The sequence below is a fragment of the Bacteroides sp. AN502(2024) genome, from assembly GCF_041227145.1.
In the GTDB taxonomy this organism is placed as follows: Bacteria; Bacteroidota; Bacteroidia; order Bacteroidales; family Bacteroidaceae; genus Bacteroides.
In genome coordinates this window covers 2,327,849-2,348,740 of record NZ_JBGFSP010000003.1, presented here as the reverse complement: position 1 = coordinate 2,348,740, position 20,892 = coordinate 2,327,849, and the positions used below count along the sequence as shown (strand labels likewise).

The window sequence follows — 20,892 nt, the reverse complement described above, 5'->3', positions numbered from 1 at the left end:
TCCTAATAAAAGCACTGACAGTATGTCGATACACTCCAAATGATTTGGCTATACAACTTTGAGGTATATTGAATGCAAAAGTACTACTTTGCGAAATTTGAAGGAAAAGGAACGAACAAAAGTTATCTGACACATTTCAACAAATATGAATATTTTGATACAATTTTGATTTTGAGGGAAATATACCTGAGTAATTGCACTTTATGACGAGAGCAGTTAATGTGCGTTAAAAAACGGATGAATTATACTATTTATAAAAAAATAGAATATATTTGCAATCTTTCATATTGAACTGATGTAAAATCTGAAAACAATAATGAAGAAAAATATTTTGTAGATTTGTTTTTGCATATGCACGCATGCATATGCACGTTAAATGGCAAATCTCCGTAAAATTCAATAATCAAAACAACTCTTAGCTATAGTACATCTATTGAACAAATAAAAAAACATTAAATACATATTTATATCAACTTTACACTACTGTCCCATTAAAATTTGAAATTGTTCTTTGAAATTATTGAATTATAGTTAGTTATAGATATTTTTCGAGCGAACGGACTTGAAAATGTAACTTTGCATTCATTTTATTTGATTGCACATGTTTCAAGACAAATACGTTTTTGCTCAGTTAGTGACATTTCTTAATCGAAGTAAGTTTAACCGTATCGTTGCCAAGTACAACGGTGACAAATATGTCAAACACTTGACTTGTTGGAATCAGTTCCTAGTAATGATGTTCGGACAACTTTCCAACTGCGAAAGTCTGCGTGATTTGATTGTTGCACTCGAAGCACATCACTCCAAATGTTACCATTGGGGTATGGGCAAGAATATATCAAAATCGTCTCTCGCACGCGCCAACCAAGATAGAGACTACCGCATATTTGAGGAATTTGCTTTCTATCTTGTAAGCGAGGTGCAGAAAAAGTGCGGTATTGATGTTTTCAAACTCGACGGCAATGTGTATGCCTTTGACTCTACCACCATAGACTTGTGTTTAGCAGTCTTCCGGTGGGCGAAGTTCAGAAAGAAAAAAGGAGATCTCAAGGTACATGCCTTGTATGATGTGGAAACACAAATTCCGACTTTCTTTCATATAACTACAGCATCAACACATGACTCCAAGGCAATGAGCGAAGTCTCTTACGAAACAGGCTCTTACTATATATTTGACCGTGCTTACAACAAGTTTACACAACTATTCAGCATACATCAAATAGGTGCATATTTCGTGGTTCGAGCAAAGAAGAACGTGCAATACAAAATTATTAAGTGGAAACGTCGATTACCTAAAAATGTACTCTCCGACTGCATTATTGAGTTTACGGAGTACAAAGCAACCAAGGACTATCCCAAACAACTACGATTGGTACGTTTCTTTGATGAGGAACAAGAGCGAGAATTCGTTTTTCTTACGAATGCCACGCATATATCCTCATCGTTGGTTACCGAACTTTAAAAGAATCGATGGCAGATAGAACTGTTTTTCAAATGGCTGAAGCAGCATCTCAAAATAAAGAAATTTTGGGGTACTACTGAAAATGCTGTAAGAATACAAATCTATGTTGCTATCTGTACTTATCTACTAGTTACAATCGTCAAGTACGATATGAAATTAGAGAGAAGTACATACGAAGTCTTGCAGACTTTAAGCATTTCACTTACTGACAAGACTCACTTGAAAGACCTCTTCGACAAAACTAAAATTCAATATGACAAAGATCATTTCGGCTTTAATGAGCCTAATTTATTAAACAATTAACCAGTCCCTAATTTTTATGGGACGCTAATGTCAACTTTATTATAAATAAAGTTGATAGGTGTTAAAAATATCATTAAATGAATACATTAAAGCCATATATTGATTCAACAATTATTTGTATTAGTATTCTTATATGTTTTACACATATAGAATACCTATTATGGATGTTTGTAATGTGGTTTATCATTGAATATCTCCTTAATAATGAAATAAAAAACACTAAACTGAAACCGATTAATCAGGCAACAATAAATTATAGGGTGGAGTTAGCATGTACATTGGAAATTATACTTTGTTTTTATTCGATTTTCTTGCTAAATACTATAAAATCGGTATTTGTTATTATCAATTTAATACTTTTATATAGACTGATCAAATCTACAGTGACCAACCAACGACAATTAGATTATATAAAAATATTTATTAATATAATTGCTTTTGTTTTTGCATTAGTGACAATTCTTTCTTTTGGGTTTCATTACTTGAGATTTTCTCAAGTAAATATTGAGGATTTATCTTATTTAAAGCACTTTTATACTCCATTAGGCATAATAGCTAATGATTGGGCAGCTATTTTTATATGTTTCTTACCATTTCCTTTTTCATTACTTTACACGTACGCTAACAAGGTAAAACTTATATTAATAGGTATAAGTTCTTTTATCCTATATGCTATTCTAATTACGTTATCAAGGGGAGCTATATTATCAGTCCTGTCTTTCTTTTTATGCTTGTTTATATTTACATTTTTATGGAAACGAGAATACGTAAAAAAGCTTTCCATTCAGATCTTGACAGTTTTGGTCATTTCATTTACATTTTGTATCCCTATCAAACAATCATTGATAACAACATTGGAGATGACAAAAACTATTTCTCAAAAAAGAAGTATAGAAGGGCGGATTTCTAAATGGGAAGAATCATTATATCTATTTCAACAGCATCCTATTGTTGGCGTAGGAGCTGGAAATTATGCCTTTGCTTCTTATAATACCAGAGGAAAAAATAAAAAACAGTTCAATCCTCGTTGCACTAATTCATATTTACAGGTCCTTGTTGAAAAAGGCTTAATAGGAGTTGCGATGTACAGCTATTTATTAGCTTACGTTTTTATTGCATCTTACAGAAAGATGAAAACTGGGCATTGGGATTGTATTGTATTTAGTGCAGGATTAGTTGCATTGTGTGTGAAAGAATTCTTTTTTTCTTCGTTATTAGAAAATCAAATCGTTCTAACCATGGGGCTATTGATCATATTTTTTATTAGATTTTCACCTATAAATACAAAAATAGTTTTAGCATGAAGATCTTTTTAAAAATATTACAATATTGTAATTGGACGGGATTTCTGATAATTACTTTGAGTACTATAGCGATTGCTTGGGCAGACAATCGAAATAAGTTGGCATGCAATATGACAAACACATACAAGGCTATTCAAACACTGCATCAAGCCATAAAAGTAAACGCTATAAATCCCCTGTATTATGCTAACTTAGGATTGCTATACGTAAGGATAAATGCTATAGATAGTGCGCTTGTTCAATTTCAGAAAGCTTATGTTCTCAATTCTAATGACGCTGGTTTTTGTTTTAATTTAGGACTATTATATCAACTACAGAAGGATAATAACAAATCTTTAGAATTTATAGAAAGAGCAAAGGCTATGGAAGAATATAACGCTCTGTTTTTAGTTTATCTTGGACTATTTTATGAAAATTATGGAAATATAGAAAAAGCGAAAAGTCTATATGCAGAAGCGATCTCCTGTGATCCATCTATATTAGATAGTAGTTTCTATTCAGAATTGAAGCAAAGAGATAGTTTGCTTACTACTAATATATTAGATCAGTCTTATAGAAATTTACTATATTCCAATCTTCCAGAAGATCCGATTCAACTTGCTCATTTAGGCAAAATATTGGAAGTTAAGGGTAATATCTTAATTGCAGATAGCATCCTCAAAAGATCTATTTGCTTGCTTCCTAATCTTAATTGACCATATTTATATTTGGGACAGATTGCTTTGTTAAACAAAGACTCAATAACAGCAAAAATGTATTTTGAAAAAGCTGTTTTATTAGATCCTTATGATATGTTTGCGCTCTTACATCAATCAAAAATGGAAAGGTCTGACAATAAAAAACAAGTATATCATTCTTCAATATTATATCTTTTAAAATATCGGGCATCCTCTAGGTATGATATGAATATGGGGATATACAAAACGGCTTCTCTTGGCAGAACCGAAATCTGTCCAGATATAGAGAAATACATTCAACCACAAATAGAAAAAGCACACACTATTTGGGATAAGGATAAAATGGCGTTACCGAAAAGCCAATAATAGAGTAGGACAGAATCTTTTTAATTCTTATTATGAAAAGAAAAATTTTAGGTTTAATGATTAGCGTGACCGTTATGGGAGGAATTTATTCCTTTGGTTCTCATTCGCAGAAAAATGTGAAGGTAGCGGGATGGTATGGAGGAAATGTTGCTGCTGAATATGGTGGTACTGTTGGTGGCATCGCTGGAGGTTATGTTGCAGGACAAGCCGGAGCAGCAGTTGGTGGAGTTGCAGGTTCTTGGATTGGAGGTGCTATTGGCTCTTTAGCCGGTCCAGCGGGGACTGTCTTTGGAGTATGGGCAGGTAATGCTGTTGGTAGTGTTGTTGGTGCAGCATGAACCAAGATTAGCTAGAAGCTCTCTACACATTACCCTTGTTACAATTCCTGTAACAAGGGTAAAACTGTCTACCCGTTTTTATTAGATAATTTTAAATATTCAAAATCATGTATAAACTTGAATATACATATGCTTTTTTTATCTGTTTTATTGTAATCATAAGCGGATTCAGTTTGGCATATTATCTATCAGATACAGTGATGATTTTTCCGCGAATTACAGATACTCCAGCTTCAATATTGACTTTTAAAATGACTGTTTTTTATGAGATTTTCTTTCGCAATTTTATAGTGGCTGTTTTGATCTCAATAGTGGGATTCTTCACGGGGGGGGGGGGATTAGTGTTATAGCAGCGCTGTTTTGGAATGGTATGATAGTGGGCAGCTTACTTAAGTCTTATCAATTTTCAGATTCGATATTACAATATTTTGTTTATCATGGAATTTTTGAAGTCTCTGCATTTATCTGTTTTGGTATGGTAGGCTTACAAGGGATTTCGTTCTATATTAATTTATTCAAAGATGATATATGCGTGATAAATATTCATAAAAGGTTACTGTTGTATGCATCGGTATTGTTATTAATTGCAGGTATCATTGAGACACTTTTAATTTCAAATTTTATATGAAAGAACTTATCAAATCGGGGTGTAGAATCCTATTATGCTATTTTGTATTCACGTTTATTTGTGGAATCTTCAGAGTCGAATCGTTATTGACCCATGTAGATCATGATGTTCTATCTATGGCAAGATTGAGTAGCTATATAAATCTTGTGATCTCGGAAATATTGGCTATGGTTTTTATAGTAGCCCTTTTGAGTGGATGTTATTTTATTCTTGCATTGTTGAAAAATGCTCCAGAAAAGGCTGCTTACATTACGTCAACTAAGGTATTTATTACAATTTATGCTTTGAACGAATTTGCAAAATCAGTTGTTGTGATATTAACATTAAAAAGCGGGGATCCCTATACTATTAGTTCAGCCGATGATGTCACCAGTATATTCCAAGAAAACAATCTATTTTACTTATCTTATATAATCGATTTTATTACATTTATTTGTGCGTCAATTGGATTCAATTTACTACTATATATAAAAAGTAAGAAGCGAAATATTGTAGATACCATAATAGTCATACTATTTTTAATAACTGTATTTGCATTTACTCATCGAGATTTTATAACTATATTATAATAAATAATTCAATATTTTTTAAACTATACAAATATGAAAAAGATAATTTTAAAGAAGGCTTATTGCTATAAATTACCAGAAACAATCTTTGGAATTGTTATTTCTACGGCTTTCTTAACTTTGATTTTGTTTGATATATTATCAGGGGCAAGAAAAGTGTCAGATAGCAATCTTATAGGTGGCTTTGTTTTTTTTGGCACGTGTTTAATTTTCTATTTATGGCGATTATTTGCGAAGAAACCTCAAACTCATTACATCAATATTAATAGCTGGGAATACCGACTGTTCCGGAAAGTAAGCAAATGGAAGTTTATTTGCATAAATGGTTTCATAAGCTCAATGCGCTTAGGTCTTATTATTGCAATATTATTCCTTTCTCATTTGATAAAGAATGAAATGCCTCCTTTTCAGGTGATTCTGATTGTCATAGGTGCATGCATGATATTCACTGTTCCGTATGGATATATGAACTATAAGAGTTGCACTTCTGTGGATATAGACTCTGATTTTACCCATCCTTTTTATAAGAAGCAGAATTAATGTTCGGGAATGAAATTGAATTATTGCAAGAAACTTATTATTCAATCAAGCATAATCAAAGACGCAGCTTCTTGTCTGGATTTGGCATTGCATGGGGTATATTATTACTTGCTATTCTACTTGGAGTCGGTTCTGGTTTCCAAGCCGGAATAATGGGACTGTTTCAATCATTTGCCCAAAAAAGCTTATATGTATATGCCGGGACAACTTCTCAAAAGTATGAAAGCTTCAAAGAAGGACGTAGGATTACCTTCAGTGAAGATTTTATTAAGACTTTACGTCTTAAATACACAGAAATCGATGCCATTTCACCAGAAATATCCACTTCTATTCCCGTACGGAATAATGCAAGAGATGGAGTATTTAGAGTCACTGGTATTAACGCAGATTATATGCATATCCGTATTTTGGAAGTAGGTGATTCCGGTAGAATATTAACCAAGGCGGATATTCAGCAAACACGGCCTGTCGCAATTGTGGGGGAAAACGTCAAATCCATTTTATTTGGAGAGAAGGAAGCTTTAGAAAAATATATCAATATATCAGGAATGCTTTACAAGATAGTTGGGATTTTAAAGAATGATAATATATTCAGCGCATCGGAAATCAACTCTATCTATATTCCAGTTTCTTGTTTTTTAAGAAATGTTGCTTCAGATAATCAGTTTACATCATTCTCCTTGTATTTGAAACAAAATGCCAATGCCAGTAAATTTGAGAATAATTTGCGAAATTACATGGCGCATTATTTCCGTTTCAAGGTAAAAGACGAGCAAGCTGTTTATATAGCTAATTTGGAAAAGCAGACTTCTACTTTTGAATCATTTTTTAATTGGCTTCAAGGCTTTATATGGTTTATAGGAGTCTGTTTTTTAACAAGTGGCATGGTTGGTGTTAGTAATATTATGTATACTGTAGTTAAAGAAAGGACGAATGAAATCGGCATCAGATTGGCTGTCGGAGCTACACCGCATTCTATTATTAGGCTAATATTGCTCGAATCCGTACTAATTACGGTCATATCTGGTATCGTAGGACTTATAATAGGGAAAAGTATCTTGTTATTCATTGACTGGTTGCTCTCAATGCATGAAAATATACTTATGCATAAGACAGAGTTGAATATGCAGACAGCCTTAGCTGCTCTGTCAATTCTTGTTTTATCAGGTATAATAGCTGGTTTATTCCCAGCAATCAAGGCATCATCAATCGAACCAGCAGATGCCATCCGTTATGAAAACAGAGGATAAAAATGAAAACATTCAAAATAAGTTTATTAATAACCTTTTCATTAGCATTGGGATTTATTGTTTACAGTTCTTTCAAAAAGAATCTGAGAAACGACTATTCCACAGTAAACTTGCAGCAAAGGGATATAAGGGAATCCATATTTATCCCCGGCAATATTTATCCAGCAAGAGAAATAGAAGTCAAATCTCAAATATCAGGTATTTTGGAAGAGATAACCGCACAAATCGGGAATTGTGTCCGTGAAGGTACCCCGATAGCCAGAATTAAATTGATTCCCAATACGGCTGACATAGAACGATTGGAAAGTAGTATAAATATGGCTCAAATAGAATTTGATGCTCAAGAGCAAGAATACAAACGGATGAAAACAATTTATGAGAATAAATTAATTTCAGAATCCGACATGGATATAGCAACCAAGATTTTTTTGAATGCAAAAGAAAATCTGTATTCAGCCAAAAACCAACTAGAGCTTTTGCAGGAAGGACGCATCGCTTCTAAAAACATTTCCAACATTGTCACAGCGAGTACTTCGGGAACAATTATAGACATCCCAATAGAAGTTGGTGCGTCTGTTATCGAACGAAATAATTATAATCCGGGAACAACGATAGCTGTTGTTGCAGAAATAAAACTTTTTAAATTTAGAGCTTTAGTTCCTGAGCAATATTTGAAAAACATCTCTCTTAATGATTCTGTAGAACTTTCTTTCAACGCTTATCCAGACTTAAGTGTCAAGGCTTTTATAAGCAAAATTTCATCGAAAGGAAATCCTGAAAACGGGATAATGAAATACATGATGGAGGCTGAATTTTTCATCACTCCGGACATCCCTATGCTACGTTCCGGCTATTCTGTAACAGCAGAGATCGTGCTCAATAAGCGTAAAGGGGTTTATTCCATAGAAGAAAAATATCTTTCATACCAGAATGATTCCGTATATCTTTACACTTTAGATAAGTCAGGAAAAATAGGAAAGAAGAAAGGTGTTATAATAGGTATATCTGACGGTACTAACACTGAAATAATTGAGGGTGTTAGTACCGATGAACATATTATTACCAATTATGAAATTAATGAATAACACACATAAAGGATTTGTACTATATACATTGTATATAACTACTCAGGTATAATACAGAGCATTTTGATATATTTTCATACAAAAGGGAAGTTTACAAAGTAAACCGTCTATCAACTACTTTTCAGGTTGATAGACGGTTTCTTTGGGAAGAAGCAATATCTAGTAATTCCACTCAAGAGATTTACTACAAAATGATGAAAAGATCTATGTCTTGAACATTCGTAGGCGTTCTTTTTGTGATAAAATTGCGTGCTTCCCTTTAAATGTGAATGAAACATTTAAATATTGTAATTAAAACTAAGAAGTAAATGAATAACAAAATTTTCTTTTGTATAGTTGAATCAATTCTACTTTTGGTTATGACTTGTTGTCAAAATCCAAAGTATGAAAAATATTCATCCCAAATAGACAATGTATTGAAGCAAGCAAAAGGTAATAGGCCTGAATTAGAAAAGGCATTAGACTATTTCATTTCTCAGAAAGACTCTTTGAAGATCAGATCCATATTCTTTTTGGTTGGGAATATGGCAGATAAGTACAGCCTCATTCCAGCCAATGAACAAGATCCTTTTCATTCCATTATCTTAAATAATCACATTAAAGAAAAAGAAGCGTGGGATCCCAGCAAGTCTCGGTTAGGGATGGCATTGGATTCCGTATATAAAACATGTATTGACCCTCCGCGCCCCAAAATAGTAAGAGACATCGAAGTTATAACTGGCAACTTCCTGATCAACAATGTAGAAGAAGCGATCAAAGTCTGGCATCGCACTAAAAAATTTACGAGGGTGTGTCATAATGCCTGAATATAAAGATTTACCCCTGCCACAGATAGCTATAGCAGGGGGCATTTCTTCAAAAAGGGAATTTTGACACACCCTCAAAAAATTTACGGAGTGCTCTTTCGATGATTTCTGCGAATATATTTTACCCTATCGTATTGGAAACGAATCACTGAGTGATTGGAGGGGACAGGCTTATCAAAAATTCTCTTACCTGTTGGATTCAATCAGCGCCCCTTTGGAATTGACAAAAGCAATTGTGCAGGTATCCGGCATTTACTATAACGCCGGAATGAGTAAATACCCTTTTTTCCCGACTTTCAGTGAGTTAGATCAGTTACATTGGGGAAGTTGTGACCACTTGACCGCATATCTGACCTTGTCACTCAGAGCCATTGGCATTCCTTCTACCATCGATGTGGTACCCGCATGGGCAAACAGGAGCAGCGGACATGCGTGGAACGTGGTGATGAACAAAGACGGGAAGTTTGTGGATGTCGGATTTAACGGAGAGGGACACAACAGCATCTCGTATAAGATTCCTAAAATCTACAGAACCAAATATTCAAGCAATAAGGGCGACATTGGTTACTTAGATCCCCTTTGGAAAGACGTCACGGGAGAATACCCGATGCCTGTATCAAATATTACCTTATCCGGTTCGGATCCCAACATGAAAGGTGACGTACTGTTCTTATGTATATTTAATAATAAAGATTGGACACCTGTAGCCGTTTCCGCAACTGAGAATAAAAAGACAATAACTTTCGGAAACGTAGCGCGGGGAATCCCGTTCGGCGACAACAAGATCGCCGGATATCAAAATGAAGGTAAGGGCATCGTTTATCTTCCGGCATCCGTGCGAAACGGCGTGATGGCTCCTTTCGCGACACCTTTTATTCTAAAAGAGAATGGAGATGTACATGTGTTGGCTCCCGATCATTCCGCCCTCCGGAGCATTTCTTTATATCGCAAATACCCTAAATACGGGCATATCTCAGTTTATGCCGCAAGAATGACAGGCGGCTGTTTTGAAATATCGAACCAGGCTGACTTCCCGACTCCAAAAAGGATCTATACAATCAAAGAACCTCCCAAGCACGCCATGGCAGAAGTCAACTTACACGCTCCTACTACCTGCCGTTATATCCGATATAAGGCACCTGACCAATCTTGGGTAAACATCAGTGAACTGCAATGCTATTCGCCCGAAGGAAAACTGTCCGGAACACCTTTTGCCTCAGATAAAAACAAGTCTCCGGAAGAACTCGCAAAAATATGCGACGGGAATATTGACACTTTCTATGCCGGTGAAGTCCGTAACGCTTATGTAGGAATAGATTTCGGGAAAAAGGTTGAAATTGACCGAATCATATATTCTCCGCGGACAGACGGGAATGATGTTATCCCAGGAGAAGAGTACGAACTGTTTTATTGGGAAAACCGGTGGGTTTCTTTGGGACGCAAAAAAGCGGACTGCTTACGTCTGCAATATGACAGTGTTCCAGACAATAGCCTTTTATGGCTGCATAACCGGATAAAAGGAGTTGAAGAACGCATTTTTACTTATATGAATAACGAACAGATATGGTGGTGATTTATAAAATTATACAAAAATAATCCATCCCTTTCTGGGTTCCAGATGCCACTGATGCAGTAAAAGAGCTATTATACTTGGGGGTAGAGCCTAACGCGATTGAGGAAGAATTAAATTTTGAATCCTCCTCATGGTCTGTCCTTTTGGGTGCGTACATAGGTATTGCACAAAGTGATAACATTGCACGTTCAAAGGCGACCAAAAACGGTATCAGAGGTACATTAAAGAGTGGAAGATGGTCAAACAAAGCACCGAGGGGATATAAGAATATTCGTGAATCGAAACATCGTTGCTACATTGTAGTCAATGAAGAAGCTGCAAAACCGATACGTACAGCATTTATTGAACTATCCAAAGGTGTAATCAGTGCCAACTACGCACGGAAGAAATACTGTCCTCATATACCCGAAAGCACATTTTTAGATATGCTTCGCAATCTATTTTATATGGGTAAAATCCGAGTGCCAGCGTATAAAGACGAACCCGAAGAATTGGTACAAGGTCAGCATGAGGCATTGGTATCTGAGGAAGTGTTTTACAAGGTGCAAGATGTTCTTGATGGTAAAAAGAAATCCAAACCTAAATTGGAGAAGGCTATCAATCCCGACCTATTTCTGCGAAAATACATTGTCTGCCCCAAATGCGGACATGCTTTCACTGGTTCAAGGTCAAGGAGAAATGGCAGCTATTACACTTATTATAACTGTTGCGAAGATGCGAAGCATATCAGAGTTAGAGCGGAGGAAGCCAATGAAACTTTTGCCCGATATGTGGGCTGTTTGAAGCCTAATGAGGCCGTGCTACGTCTCTATGAGGCCGTATTGCTTGATGTGCAAGGTGGTGCAAAACAAGAAATCAAGTCTAAAATATCAGCTTTGCAGAAGCAATTAGTTGATAAACGCAAGCAGATAGTAAATGCCGAAGATATGCTGATAACAGACACATCTCACGCTGACCGATATGCAAGAATTCTTGAACGATACGAAAAGGAAGCTCTGGAACTTGAAACTCGTATATCATTGCTTGAGACAGGGAACCGTGGCAACATAGAACCCAAACTTGACTATGCTATCTCCCTGATAAACAACTTAGATAAGTACATTAAAGATGCACCCATAGAGGTAAAGATGAAGCTAATTGGTTCTATCTTTGATGGGAAAATCGAATTTGACGGAAAATCATATAGAACCGATATAATGGTTCACCGGTAAAATCATGTGGTCTTCTTCTCTCCAATTCTTATCTTTGCCTTCAAAAAACTCTTATGACTAGTTACGATACTCTTTTAGTTCTTGCTCGCTTCATACTCCCAGCTGACCTGTTGGAGTGTTTTGATATTGTTAAAATAGAGAACACCGCTGAAATGTTAACCATTCATTTAGATGAGCAAAATCTTCCTCCCTTGTCCTCTAGGGTTCACTCTTTAGAGTCCAAAGGTTTTCTTCCTCCGGTTTATATTCGTGATTTTCCTATCCGTGACCGTAAGGTAAGCTTATGTGTACGGCGTCGTAAATGGCTCGACAAGGAAACTGGTTCTATCATCTGTAACACTTTTGAGCTTACCGCTCAGGGAACGCGACATTCAAAAGAATTCGCGTCTTTTTTAAAAGGATTGCTTGGAGAAATACCCGATTACGGCCCGCTCTCTTGAACGTTATTATCATATTGACGGTGATCAGTTTGAGCGGCAATATAAAGAGTATCTAAGTGACTACCGCATGTGGGATCAACTGTCCCATGCCGCAAACTGGCTGCTGTTTTCCGAGAACCTGGGACCGTACTTGAGTATTGATGAAACTTCCCTTTCTAATGGTGAGTTATATACTATAATCATCAACAGAGAGGCACACGGTGGTAAAGGTGCTATCGTGGCTATTGTCAAGGGTACCAAGGCTGACGATGTCATAGCTGTGCTAGAACAAATCCCTGAAGAAGCACTTCGGATGGTGCGGGAGGTCACTCTTGATTTGTCAGAAAGTATGCGCAAGATCGTTCGCAGATGTTTCACCTCGGCTATCCGTGTGATAGATCGCTTCCATATTCAAAAGCTGGCGTGTGATGCTGTACAGGAAATTAGAATCGGACACCGTTGGGAAGCTATACAAGAAGAGACTGATGTCAGGCAGGAAGCTAAAGGTCTGAAAAAGAAATATACCCCTTTTACCTTTGAGAATGGTGATACACGCAAGGAATTATTGGCAAGGAGCCGGTATCTGCTTTTCAAATCTGCTGAAAAATGGACTGAGGCACAGAAGCTCAGAGCTACAGTCTTATTCAGAGAATATCCGGATATTAAACGGGCATATTCACTTAGTCATTCTTTAAGAATGATTTTTAATAAACGATCGATAAAGGCAGGAGCAAGAACCAATTTAGCGAAGTGGTATCAAGAAGTAGAACAATCTGGATTTGACTCGTTTAACACAATAGCTGCTACATTATATGACAGAAGTGAGCAGATACTAAACTTCTATATTAATAGGGCATCAAATGCTGCTGCAGAATCATTTAATGCGAAAGTTAAACTGTTCAGAGCACAACTTAGAGGGGTTATAGACATACCCTTTTTCTTGTATAGACTAACTAAAATTTATGCATAAAACCACAGGATTTTATCGATGACCCCACAAGACTTTACCGGTGACCCGATATAATCTGAAGAACATTGGATCAGAAAAATAAAAAAGAGATAAACCTTCTGATTTACCTCTTTTTCTGCTCTTCCTCTTGGACTTGAACCAAGGACCCTCTGATTAACAGTCAGATGCTCTAACCGACTGAGCTAAGGAAGAATGTTTGCAATCAAGATTTTCAACTTTGCTCTTCCTCTTGGACTTGAACCAAGGACCCTCTGATTAACAGTCAGATGCTCTAACCGACTGAGCTAAGGAAGAATGTTTTTCTCAATTGCGATGCAAAAGTACTAGCTTTTTTTGAAATATGCAATATCTTTGCAAAAAAAATATTAGTAATGGACAGAATAATAGGATTAGGCAACGCCTTGGTAGACGTACTTGCAACCCTAAAGGATGATGCTCTCTTGAATGAAATGGGTTTACTCAAAGGAAGCATGCAACTTATCGATGATGCTAAGTTACAGCAGATTAACGCAAAATTCTCACAGATGAAAACCCATTTGGCAACAGGTGGGTCGGCGGGAAATGCCATACTTGGACTGGCTTGTTTGGGAGCCGCAACTGGGTTTATAGGAAAAGTAGGAAACGATCATTACGGAGATTTTTTTCGTGAAAATCTGCAGAATAATAAAATTGAAGACAAATTATTGATTTCGGATCGACTGCCTTCCGGTGTGGCATCTACTTTTATTTCACCGGATGGAGAGCGTACTTTCGGAACTTATCTAGGAGCAGCTGCTTCTTTGAGAGCGGAAGATTTAACGCTGGATATGTTTAAAGACTACGCGTACCTATTTATAGAGGGGTACCTTGTTCAGGATCATGAAATGATTCTTCATGCCATTGAACTGGCTAAAGAAGCAGGTTTGCAGATTTGTCTTGATATGGCTAGTTATAATATTGTGGCCAATGATCTGGAGTTCTTCTCTTTACTAATAAACAAATATGTCGACATTGTCTTTGCGAACGAAGAAGAAGCAAAAGCCTTTACCGGTAAGGGGCCGGAGGAAGCTTTGGAAGTGATTGCTAAGAAATGCAGTATTGCTATTGTAAAAGTCGGAGCAAGAGGTTCTTATATCCGCAAGGGAACAGAAGAAATAAAGGTTTCGGCCATTCCGGTTCAGAAAGTGCTGGATACTACTGGTGCGGGTGACTATTTTGCTTCCGGATTCTTATATGGATTGACCTGTGGATATTCGTTAGATAAATGTGCAAAAATAGGTTCTATTCTCTCGGGAAATGTTATTCAGGTAATCGGAACAACGATTCCACAAGAACGCTGGAATGAAATTAAGTTAAATATTAACAGGATTCTGGCAGAATAACAAAGGATTAAGCTACTTTTACGACTCATTTAGATAAAAAAGAGGTATGAAAAAATTGCTGAACAGGAAGAGCATTATTGTTGCAGTAGCAGTGATAGCTACAGTTGTCTTCTTTAGTTTCAAGAGCGGAGACGACCGTCATTTTCAGATAGCAAAGAATCTGGATATATTTAATGCGATTGTGAAAGAACTGGATCTGTTTTATGTAGATACCATCGATCCGAATAAAACGATTCGGGAAGGAATCGATAATATGCTTTACACCTTGGACCCTTATACGGAATATTATCCGGAAGAAGATCAGAGTGAGTTGGAACAGATGATTAAAGGATCATTCGGTGGTATAGGTTCTTACATTGCTTATAATACGAAACTAAAGCGTTCGATGATTTCTGAACCTTTCGAGGGAACACCTGCTGCAAAAGCCGGTCTGAAAGCGGGAGATATCCTGATGGAGATTGACGGACAGGATCTTGCCGGTAAGGATAACGCGGAAGTCAGTCAGATGTTACGCGGACAGGCAGGTACCAGTTTTAAGTTAAAGATTGAGCGGCCGAATGAGAAAGGCGGACGTACACCGATGGAATTCACGATTGTGCGTGAGTCTATTCAGAATCCGGCAATTCCTTATACTGGCGTATTGGATAATAAGGTAGGTTACATCAGCCTTAGCACTTTTTCCGGCAACCCTTCCAAAGAGTTTAAGAAAGCATTTCTGGATTTGAAGAAACAGGGCGCTACTTCGTTGGTGATAGACCTTCGTAGTAATGGCGGCGGATTGCTGGATGAAGCAGTAGAAATTGCGAATTATTTTCTGCCGCGTGGAAAAGTGATTGTGACGACCAAAGGAAAAATCAAACAGGCCAGTAACACTTATAAAACGTTGCGTGAACCGTTGGATTTGGATATTCCGATTGCAGTACTGGTAAATAGCGGAACGGCTTCTGCTTCTGAAATCTTATCTGGTTCTTTGCAGGATCTCGACCGTGCCGTTATCGTTGGTAACCGTACTTTTGGCAAAGGGTTGGTGCAGGTTCCACGTTCTTTACCTTATGGTGGAACCATGAAAGTGACTACTTCTAAATATTATATTCCGAGTGGACGTTGTGTGCAGGCTATTGATTACAAGCATCGCAATGAGGATGGAAGTGTAGGCACTATTCCTGATAGTTTAACTAAGGTATTTCATACAGCTTCCGGACGTGAAGTCCGCGACGGAGGTGGCATAATGCCGGATATTCTTATCAAACAAGAGAAATTACCGAACATCCTCTTCTATCTGGTACGTGATAATCTGATTTTTGATTATGCAACGCAATATTGTTTGAAGCATCCTACCATCGTCGCTCCGGAGAAGTTTGAGGTGACAGATACCGATTATAATGATTTTAAAGCGTTGGTGAAGAAAGCGGACTTTAAGTATGACCAGCAAAGCGAGAAAATTCTGAAAACGTTGAAAGAAGCTGCCGAGTTTGAAGGGTATATGGATGATGCTTCAGAGGAGTTCAAAGCACTTGAGAAGAAGTTAAACCATGATCTTGACCGCGACTTGGATTATTTTTCATCTGATATAAAGAAGATGATTGCTACTGAAATTATCAAGCGTTACTATTACCAACGTGGTAATATCATCCAGCAGTTGAAGGATGATGAAGGTTTGAAGGAAGCAATGAAAATTCTGAATGATCCGGTGAAATATAAAGAAATGCTGAGTGCTCCGGTTGTTAAAAAATAAGTGAATATATCTATATTCAAAGGTAAACGGTCATGTAAGTGGCGTGTCCGGGTATAAAAAAACGGATAGCTTTTGCTCTACTAATCTGAATATTCTATCTTTGTGTTCATTATATATAAATGATTTATAATATGTCTACAGAATTATTCTCTACTCTGCCTTATAAGGTGGCAGATATTACACTTGCTGATTTCGGACGCAAGGAAATCGATTTGGCAGAAAAAGAAATGCCCGGGCTGATGGCTCTTCGCGAAAAGTATGGAGAATCCAAACCGTTAAAAGGTGCCCGTATTATGGGGTCGTTACACATGACCATTCAAACGGCAGTGTTGATTAAAACGTTAGTGGCTTTAGGGGCTGAAGTACGTTGGTGCTCTTGTAATATATATTCAACGCAGGATCATGCCGCCGCCGCCATAGCTGCTGCAGGTGTACCGGTGTTTGCATGGAAAGGCGAAACGCTTGCCGATTATTGGTGGTGCACACTGCAGGCATTGAACTTTGACGGTGGTAAGGGACCGAATGTGATTGTAGATGACGGCGGTGACGCGACAATGATGATCCACGTGGGCTATGATGCGGAAAATAATGCTGCTGTATTGGATAAGGAAGTACACGCCGAGGATGAAATAGAACTGAATGCTATCTTGAAAAAAGTGTTGGCAGCAGACAGCACTCGCTGGCATCGTGTAGCGAAAGAGGTGTGTGGTGTATCTGAAGAGACTACGACAGGCGTGCACCGTTTGTATCAGATGCAGGAAGAAGGCAAACTGTTGTTTCCGGCATTTAATGTGAATGACTCGGTAACGAAATCCAAGTTTGACAACCTGTATGGCTGTCGCGAATCGTTGGCCGATGGAATCAAGCGTGCAACGGATGTGATGATTGCCGGAAAAGTAGTAGTGGTATGCGGTTATGGTGATGTGGGTAAAGGCTGTTCTCACTCCATGCGTTCTTACGGAGCACGAGTACTTGTGACGGAAGTGGACCCTATCTGTGCATTGCAGGCTGCCATGGAAGGTTTTGAAGTTGTGACGATGGATGAGGCTTGTACGGAAGGCAATATCTTTGTGACTACGACAGGTAATATCGATATTATCCGTATCGACCACATGGAGAAGATGAAAGATCAGGCTATCGTTTGCAACATCGGTCACTTCGATAATGAAATTCAGGTAGATGCTTTGAAACATTATCCGGAAATCAAATGTGTGAACATCAAACCACAGGTAGACCGTTATTATTTCCCAGATGGACACAGTATCATTCTGCTTGCCGACGGTCGTCTGGTGAATCTGGGATGTGCAACAGGACACCCGTCATTCGTGATGAGTAATTCATTTACCAATCAGACATTGGCACAGATAGAGCTGTTCAACAAGAAATATGATATCAATGTATATCGCCTGCCGAAGCATCTGGACGAAGAGGTGGCTCGCCTGCATCTTGAAAAGATCGGTGTGAAATTGACTAAGCTAACTCCCGAACAGGCCGCTTATATCGGTGTGTCAGTGGATGGGCCTTATAAGGCAGAACATTATAGATACTAATAAGATTTACGATTAGACGATTTATCATTGACGATTGATAAAAGTGGGTGATCGATATTTCTCCGTTATCAATGTAAATGGGAAGTTGTCTAATCGTATCTATTTTTATATTCAAACTTCAATTGTAAATAGTAAATCGTCCAATCGTAAATGAAAAAGTTTCTTCCCGACTTAATTGCCATTCTGGTTTTTATCATTCTTTCTTTTGCTTATTTCTTTCCGGCTGATATCGAAGGTCGTATCTTGTTTCAGCATGACACGGCTGCCGGAGTTGGTGCGGGACAAGAGTCGAAAGAGTATCTTGAACGTACCGGAGAACGCACTCGTTGGACGAATTCGATTTTTGGAGGTATGCCTACCTATCAGATGTCTCCGAGTTACGACTCGACAACGTCTATGAAAGTGCTGGAAAAGGTTTATCGCTTCTTTCTCCCGGATTATGTAGTGCTGACTTTTATCATGATGCTGGGATTTTATATCCTCTTGCGGGCCTTTGGTATATCGGCCTGGCTGGCAGGATTGGGTGGAGTGATATGGGCATTTTCTTCCTATTTTTTTATTCTGATACCGGCAGGGCATATTTGGAAATTTGTGACGTTGGCTTATATTCCACCTACGATTGCGGGTGTCGTTTTGGCTTACCGGAAGAAATACTTGTTGGGCGGAATTATTACAGCGCTGTTTATCGCCCTTCAGATTCAGTCGAATCACATTCAGATGAGCTATTATTTCATGTTTGTGATCCTGTTCTTCGTGGGAGCGTACTTTGAAGATGCTTATAAAAAGAAAGAACTGCCCCATTTCTTCAAGGCCAGCGGAGTTTTGGCACTAGCTGCCGTGATAGGAGTCTGCATCAACATCTCCAATCTGTATCATACTTATGAATATAGCAAAGAGACGATGCGTGGCAAGAGCGAATTGAAGCAAGAGGGAGCTGCGGCCAATCAGACAAGTAGCGGATTGGACCGTGATTATATAACCAACTGGAGTTATGGTATCGGTGAGACTTTGTCATTACTGGTTCCGAATGTAAAGGGGGGAGGATCAGGGTCTACTATGTCGCAGAGTGAAGTTGCCATGGCAAAGGCCAACCCAATGTATAGCGGTATTTATGCACAGTTGCCGCAATATTTCGGTGAGCAGCCGTGGACAGCCGGTCCGGTATATGTCGGAGCATTTGTGATGTTCCTGTTCATATTGGGGTGTTTCATTGTGAAAGGTCCTCTCAAATGGGCATTGCTGGGAGCTACTATTTTCTCGATTCTGCTTTCATGGGGAAAGAATTTTATGGGGCTGACGGACTTCTTTATTGATTACGTCCCGATGTACAATAAATTCCGTGCCGTATCTTCTATCTTGGTGATTGCTGAATTTACCATTCCTTTGTTGGCGGTTTTTACCTTGAAAGAGATATTGAGCAAGCCGGATACTCTGAAGTTGAAAGAGAACCGCGGAGGGGTGATTGTCACTTTGGTACTGACTGGCGGTGTTGCGTTGATTTTAGCTGTTGCTCCGGCCACTTTCTTCTCCAGTTTTATTACGACACAGGAGATGGCTGCTTTGAAACAAGCACTTCCTGCCGAACATTTGACTCCGTTTGTGGCAAACTTGACTGAAATGCGTGAAGCTATTATTGCTTCGGATGCTTGGCGTAGTTTTTTGATTATACTGATCGGATGCCTGCTTTTGTTCTTGTATCAGCAGCAAAAGTTGAGAGCTTCCTTCACGCTGGCCGGCATTGCGCTTTTGTGTCTTGTAGATATGTGGAATATCAATAAACGCTATTTGAATGACGAACAGTTTGTGCCGAAATCTAAACAGGTAGAAGCGTTTGTTAAAACACAGGCGGATGAGATGATTCTTCAGGATACTACTTTAAATTATCGAGTGTTAAACTTTATTGGCTTTCCCGGTAATACGTTTAATGAAAATAATACGGCATACTGGCATAAGAGTGTCGGTGGTTATCATGCAGCGAAGCTCCGTCGCTATCAGGAAATGATCGATCATCATATCGTGTCCGAAATGCAGGAAACCTATCAGGCTGTGGCTACTGCCGGTGGACAGATGGACAGTGTAGATGCTTCTAAATTCCGTGTACTGAATATGCTGAATACAAAATACTTCATTTTCCCTGCCGGAGAGCAAGGACAGGCTGTTCCTGTTGTAAATCCTTATGCATACGGTAATGCGTGGTTTGTTGATAAGGTGCAGTATGTAAATAATGCAAATGAAGAAATTGATGCTTTGAATGATATTCTTCCAACGGAAACAGCCGTAGTGGATGTGAAGTTTAAAGAACAGTTAAAAGGTGTGATAGAAGGATATAAAGATTCCCTATCAACCATCCAGTTAACCAGTTACGAACCGAACCGTCTGGTTTATAAAGCTTCCACTTCTAAAGATGGAGTTGTTGTTTTCTCCGAAATATATTATCCGGGATGGCAGGCAACTATTGACGGTCAGCCGGTAGATATTGCCCGTGCAGACTATATCTTGCGTGCGATAAATGTACCGTCAGGGGAACATACCATCGAGATGTGGTTTGATCCACAAAGCATACGCGTTACGGAAAGTATTGCTTATGCAGCATTGGCTTTATTGTTAATCGGGGTTATGCTTTTTGTATGGACGCAACGAAGTAAGATAGTGAAGAAGTTTCCGGCAGCTTAATGTTAAATTTGCTGCAGGATGAAGAGGCAGTTTCAAGGCGGGAAACACTTTGTCTCAAGCCTTGAAACTGCT

At 38.1% G+C, this 20,892-nt stretch carries 18 protein-coding genes, 2 tRNA genes and 1 pseudogene; 19 read left to right on the top strand and 2 right to left on the bottom strand.

Translation table 11 applies throughout. The annotated features are described in order from the left end of the window. Nucleotides 1-601: 601 nt before the first annotated feature. From AB9N12_RS08905 to AB9N12_RS08835, 15 genes and pseudogenes are all read left to right on the top strand, one after another. A pseudogene (locus AB9N12_RS08905) lies at nucleotides 602-1,765 on the top strand (IS4 family transposase). A gap of 77 nt (nucleotides 1,766-1,842) precedes the next feature. Further along, complete coding sequence (locus AB9N12_RS08900) at nucleotides 1,843-3,069, top strand: O-antigen ligase family protein (protein ID WP_369891509.1); 1,227 nt, start codon at nucleotides 1,843-1,845, stop codon at nucleotides 3,067-3,069. Beyond that, a complete protein-coding gene (locus tag AB9N12_RS08895) occupies nucleotides 3,066-3,764 on the top strand; it encodes a tetratricopeptide repeat protein (RefSeq protein ID WP_369891507.1) in 699 nt (232 codons plus the stop codon). The genes AB9N12_RS08900 and AB9N12_RS08895 overlap by 4 nt, the downstream gene beginning before the upstream one ends. A 12-nt stretch (nucleotides 3,765-3,776) precedes the next feature. Continuing rightward, entirely contained in the window at nucleotides 3,777-4,112 is a 336-nt protein-coding gene (locus tag AB9N12_RS08890) for a hypothetical protein (RefSeq protein WP_369891505.1), read from the top strand. A gap of 56 nt (nucleotides 4,113-4,168) precedes the next feature. Continuing rightward, complete coding sequence (locus AB9N12_RS08885) at nucleotides 4,169-4,450, top strand: hypothetical protein (protein ID WP_369891503.1); 282 nt, start codon at nucleotides 4,169-4,171, stop codon at nucleotides 4,448-4,450. 316 nt (nucleotides 4,451-4,766) lie between these two features. Then, the gene (locus AB9N12_RS08880) at nucleotides 4,767-5,078 is read left to right on the top strand and encodes a stage II sporulation protein M (RefSeq protein ID WP_369892847.1); all 312 of its coding nucleotides are present in this window, start codon (nucleotides 4,767-4,769) and stop codon (nucleotides 5,076-5,078) included. A gap of 116 nt (nucleotides 5,079-5,194) precedes the next feature. Further along, nucleotides 5,195-5,647, top strand: coding sequence for a hypothetical protein (locus AB9N12_RS08875; protein ID WP_369891501.1), 453 nt, complete (start codon nucleotides 5,195-5,197; stop codon nucleotides 5,645-5,647). 33 nt (nucleotides 5,648-5,680) lie between these two features. Continuing rightward, nucleotides 5,681-6,187 carry a hypothetical protein gene (locus tag AB9N12_RS08870; RefSeq protein WP_369891499.1) on the top strand — a complete coding sequence of 169 codons (507 nt, stop codon included), beginning with the start codon at nucleotides 5,681-5,683 and terminating at the stop codon, nucleotides 6,185-6,187. After that, nucleotides 6,187-7,437, top strand: coding sequence for an ABC transporter permease (locus AB9N12_RS08865; RefSeq protein WP_369891497.1), 1,251 nt, complete (start codon nucleotides 6,187-6,189; stop codon nucleotides 7,435-7,437). Before AB9N12_RS08870 ends, AB9N12_RS08865 begins: the two co-directional genes overlap by 1 nt. A gap of 2 nt (nucleotides 7,438-7,439) precedes the next feature. After that, complete coding sequence (locus AB9N12_RS08860; RefSeq protein ID WP_369891495.1) at nucleotides 7,440-8,522, top strand: efflux RND transporter periplasmic adaptor subunit; 1,083 nt, start codon at nucleotides 7,440-7,442, stop codon at nucleotides 8,520-8,522. Nucleotides 8,523-8,830: 308 nt separating this feature from the next. Beyond that, nucleotides 8,831-9,328 (top strand): hypothetical protein, encoded by a 498-nt coding sequence (locus AB9N12_RS08855; protein WP_369891494.1) that lies wholly within the window; start codon nucleotides 8,831-8,833, stop codon nucleotides 9,326-9,328. Between the two features lie 214 nt (nucleotides 9,329-9,542). Continuing rightward, a complete protein-coding gene (locus AB9N12_RS08850) occupies nucleotides 9,543-10,901 on the top strand; it encodes a hypothetical protein (protein WP_369891492.1) in 1,359 nt (452 codons plus the stop codon). Between the two features lie 143 nt (nucleotides 10,902-11,044). Further along, nucleotides 11,045-12,112, top strand: a complete 1,068-nt coding sequence (locus AB9N12_RS08845) for a recombinase family protein (protein WP_369891490.1) — start codon at nucleotides 11,045-11,047, stop codon at nucleotides 12,110-12,112. A gap of 53 nt (nucleotides 12,113-12,165) precedes the next feature. Next, nucleotides 12,166-12,552 carry a hypothetical protein gene (locus AB9N12_RS08840; RefSeq protein WP_369888972.1) on the top strand — a complete coding sequence of 129 codons (387 nt, stop codon included), beginning with the start codon at nucleotides 12,166-12,168 and terminating at the stop codon, nucleotides 12,550-12,552. Beyond that, complete coding sequence (locus tag AB9N12_RS08835) at nucleotides 12,518-13,501, top strand: transposase (RefSeq protein WP_369891488.1); 984 nt, start codon at nucleotides 12,518-12,520, stop codon at nucleotides 13,499-13,501. Before AB9N12_RS08840 ends, AB9N12_RS08835 begins: the two co-directional genes overlap by 35 nt. A gap of 118 nt (nucleotides 13,502-13,619) precedes the next feature. Here the strand turns inward: AB9N12_RS08835 and AB9N12_RS08830 are convergent. Then, nucleotides 13,620-13,693, bottom strand: a tRNA-Asn gene (locus AB9N12_RS08830). 28 nt (nucleotides 13,694-13,721) lie between these two features. Next, nucleotides 13,722-13,795, bottom strand: a tRNA-Asn gene (locus AB9N12_RS08825). 77 nt (nucleotides 13,796-13,872) lie between these two features. Between AB9N12_RS08825 and AB9N12_RS08820 the strand changes: the two genes are divergently transcribed. The 4 genes from AB9N12_RS08820 (at nucleotide 13,873) to AB9N12_RS08805 (ending at nucleotide 20,820) form a co-directional block, all read left to right on the top strand. After that, nucleotides 13,873-14,862 (top strand): adenosine kinase, encoded by a 990-nt coding sequence (locus AB9N12_RS08820; protein WP_369891486.1) that lies wholly within the window; start codon nucleotides 13,873-13,875, stop codon nucleotides 14,860-14,862. Nucleotides 14,863-14,908: 46 nt separating this feature from the next. Then, entirely contained in the window at nucleotides 14,909-16,597 is a 1,689-nt protein-coding gene (locus AB9N12_RS08815) for a S41 family peptidase (RefSeq protein WP_369891485.1), read from the top strand. A gap of 131 nt (nucleotides 16,598-16,728) precedes the next feature. Next, complete coding sequence (gene ahcY / locus AB9N12_RS08810; RefSeq protein WP_369891483.1) at nucleotides 16,729-18,147, top strand: adenosylhomocysteinase; 1,419 nt, start codon at nucleotides 16,729-16,731, stop codon at nucleotides 18,145-18,147. Between the two features lie 150 nt (nucleotides 18,148-18,297). Continuing rightward, nucleotides 18,298-20,820 (top strand): YfhO family protein, encoded by a 2,523-nt coding sequence (locus AB9N12_RS08805; protein ID WP_369891481.1) that lies wholly within the window; start codon nucleotides 18,298-18,300, stop codon nucleotides 20,818-20,820. Nucleotides 20,821-20,892 lie beyond the last annotated feature (72 nt).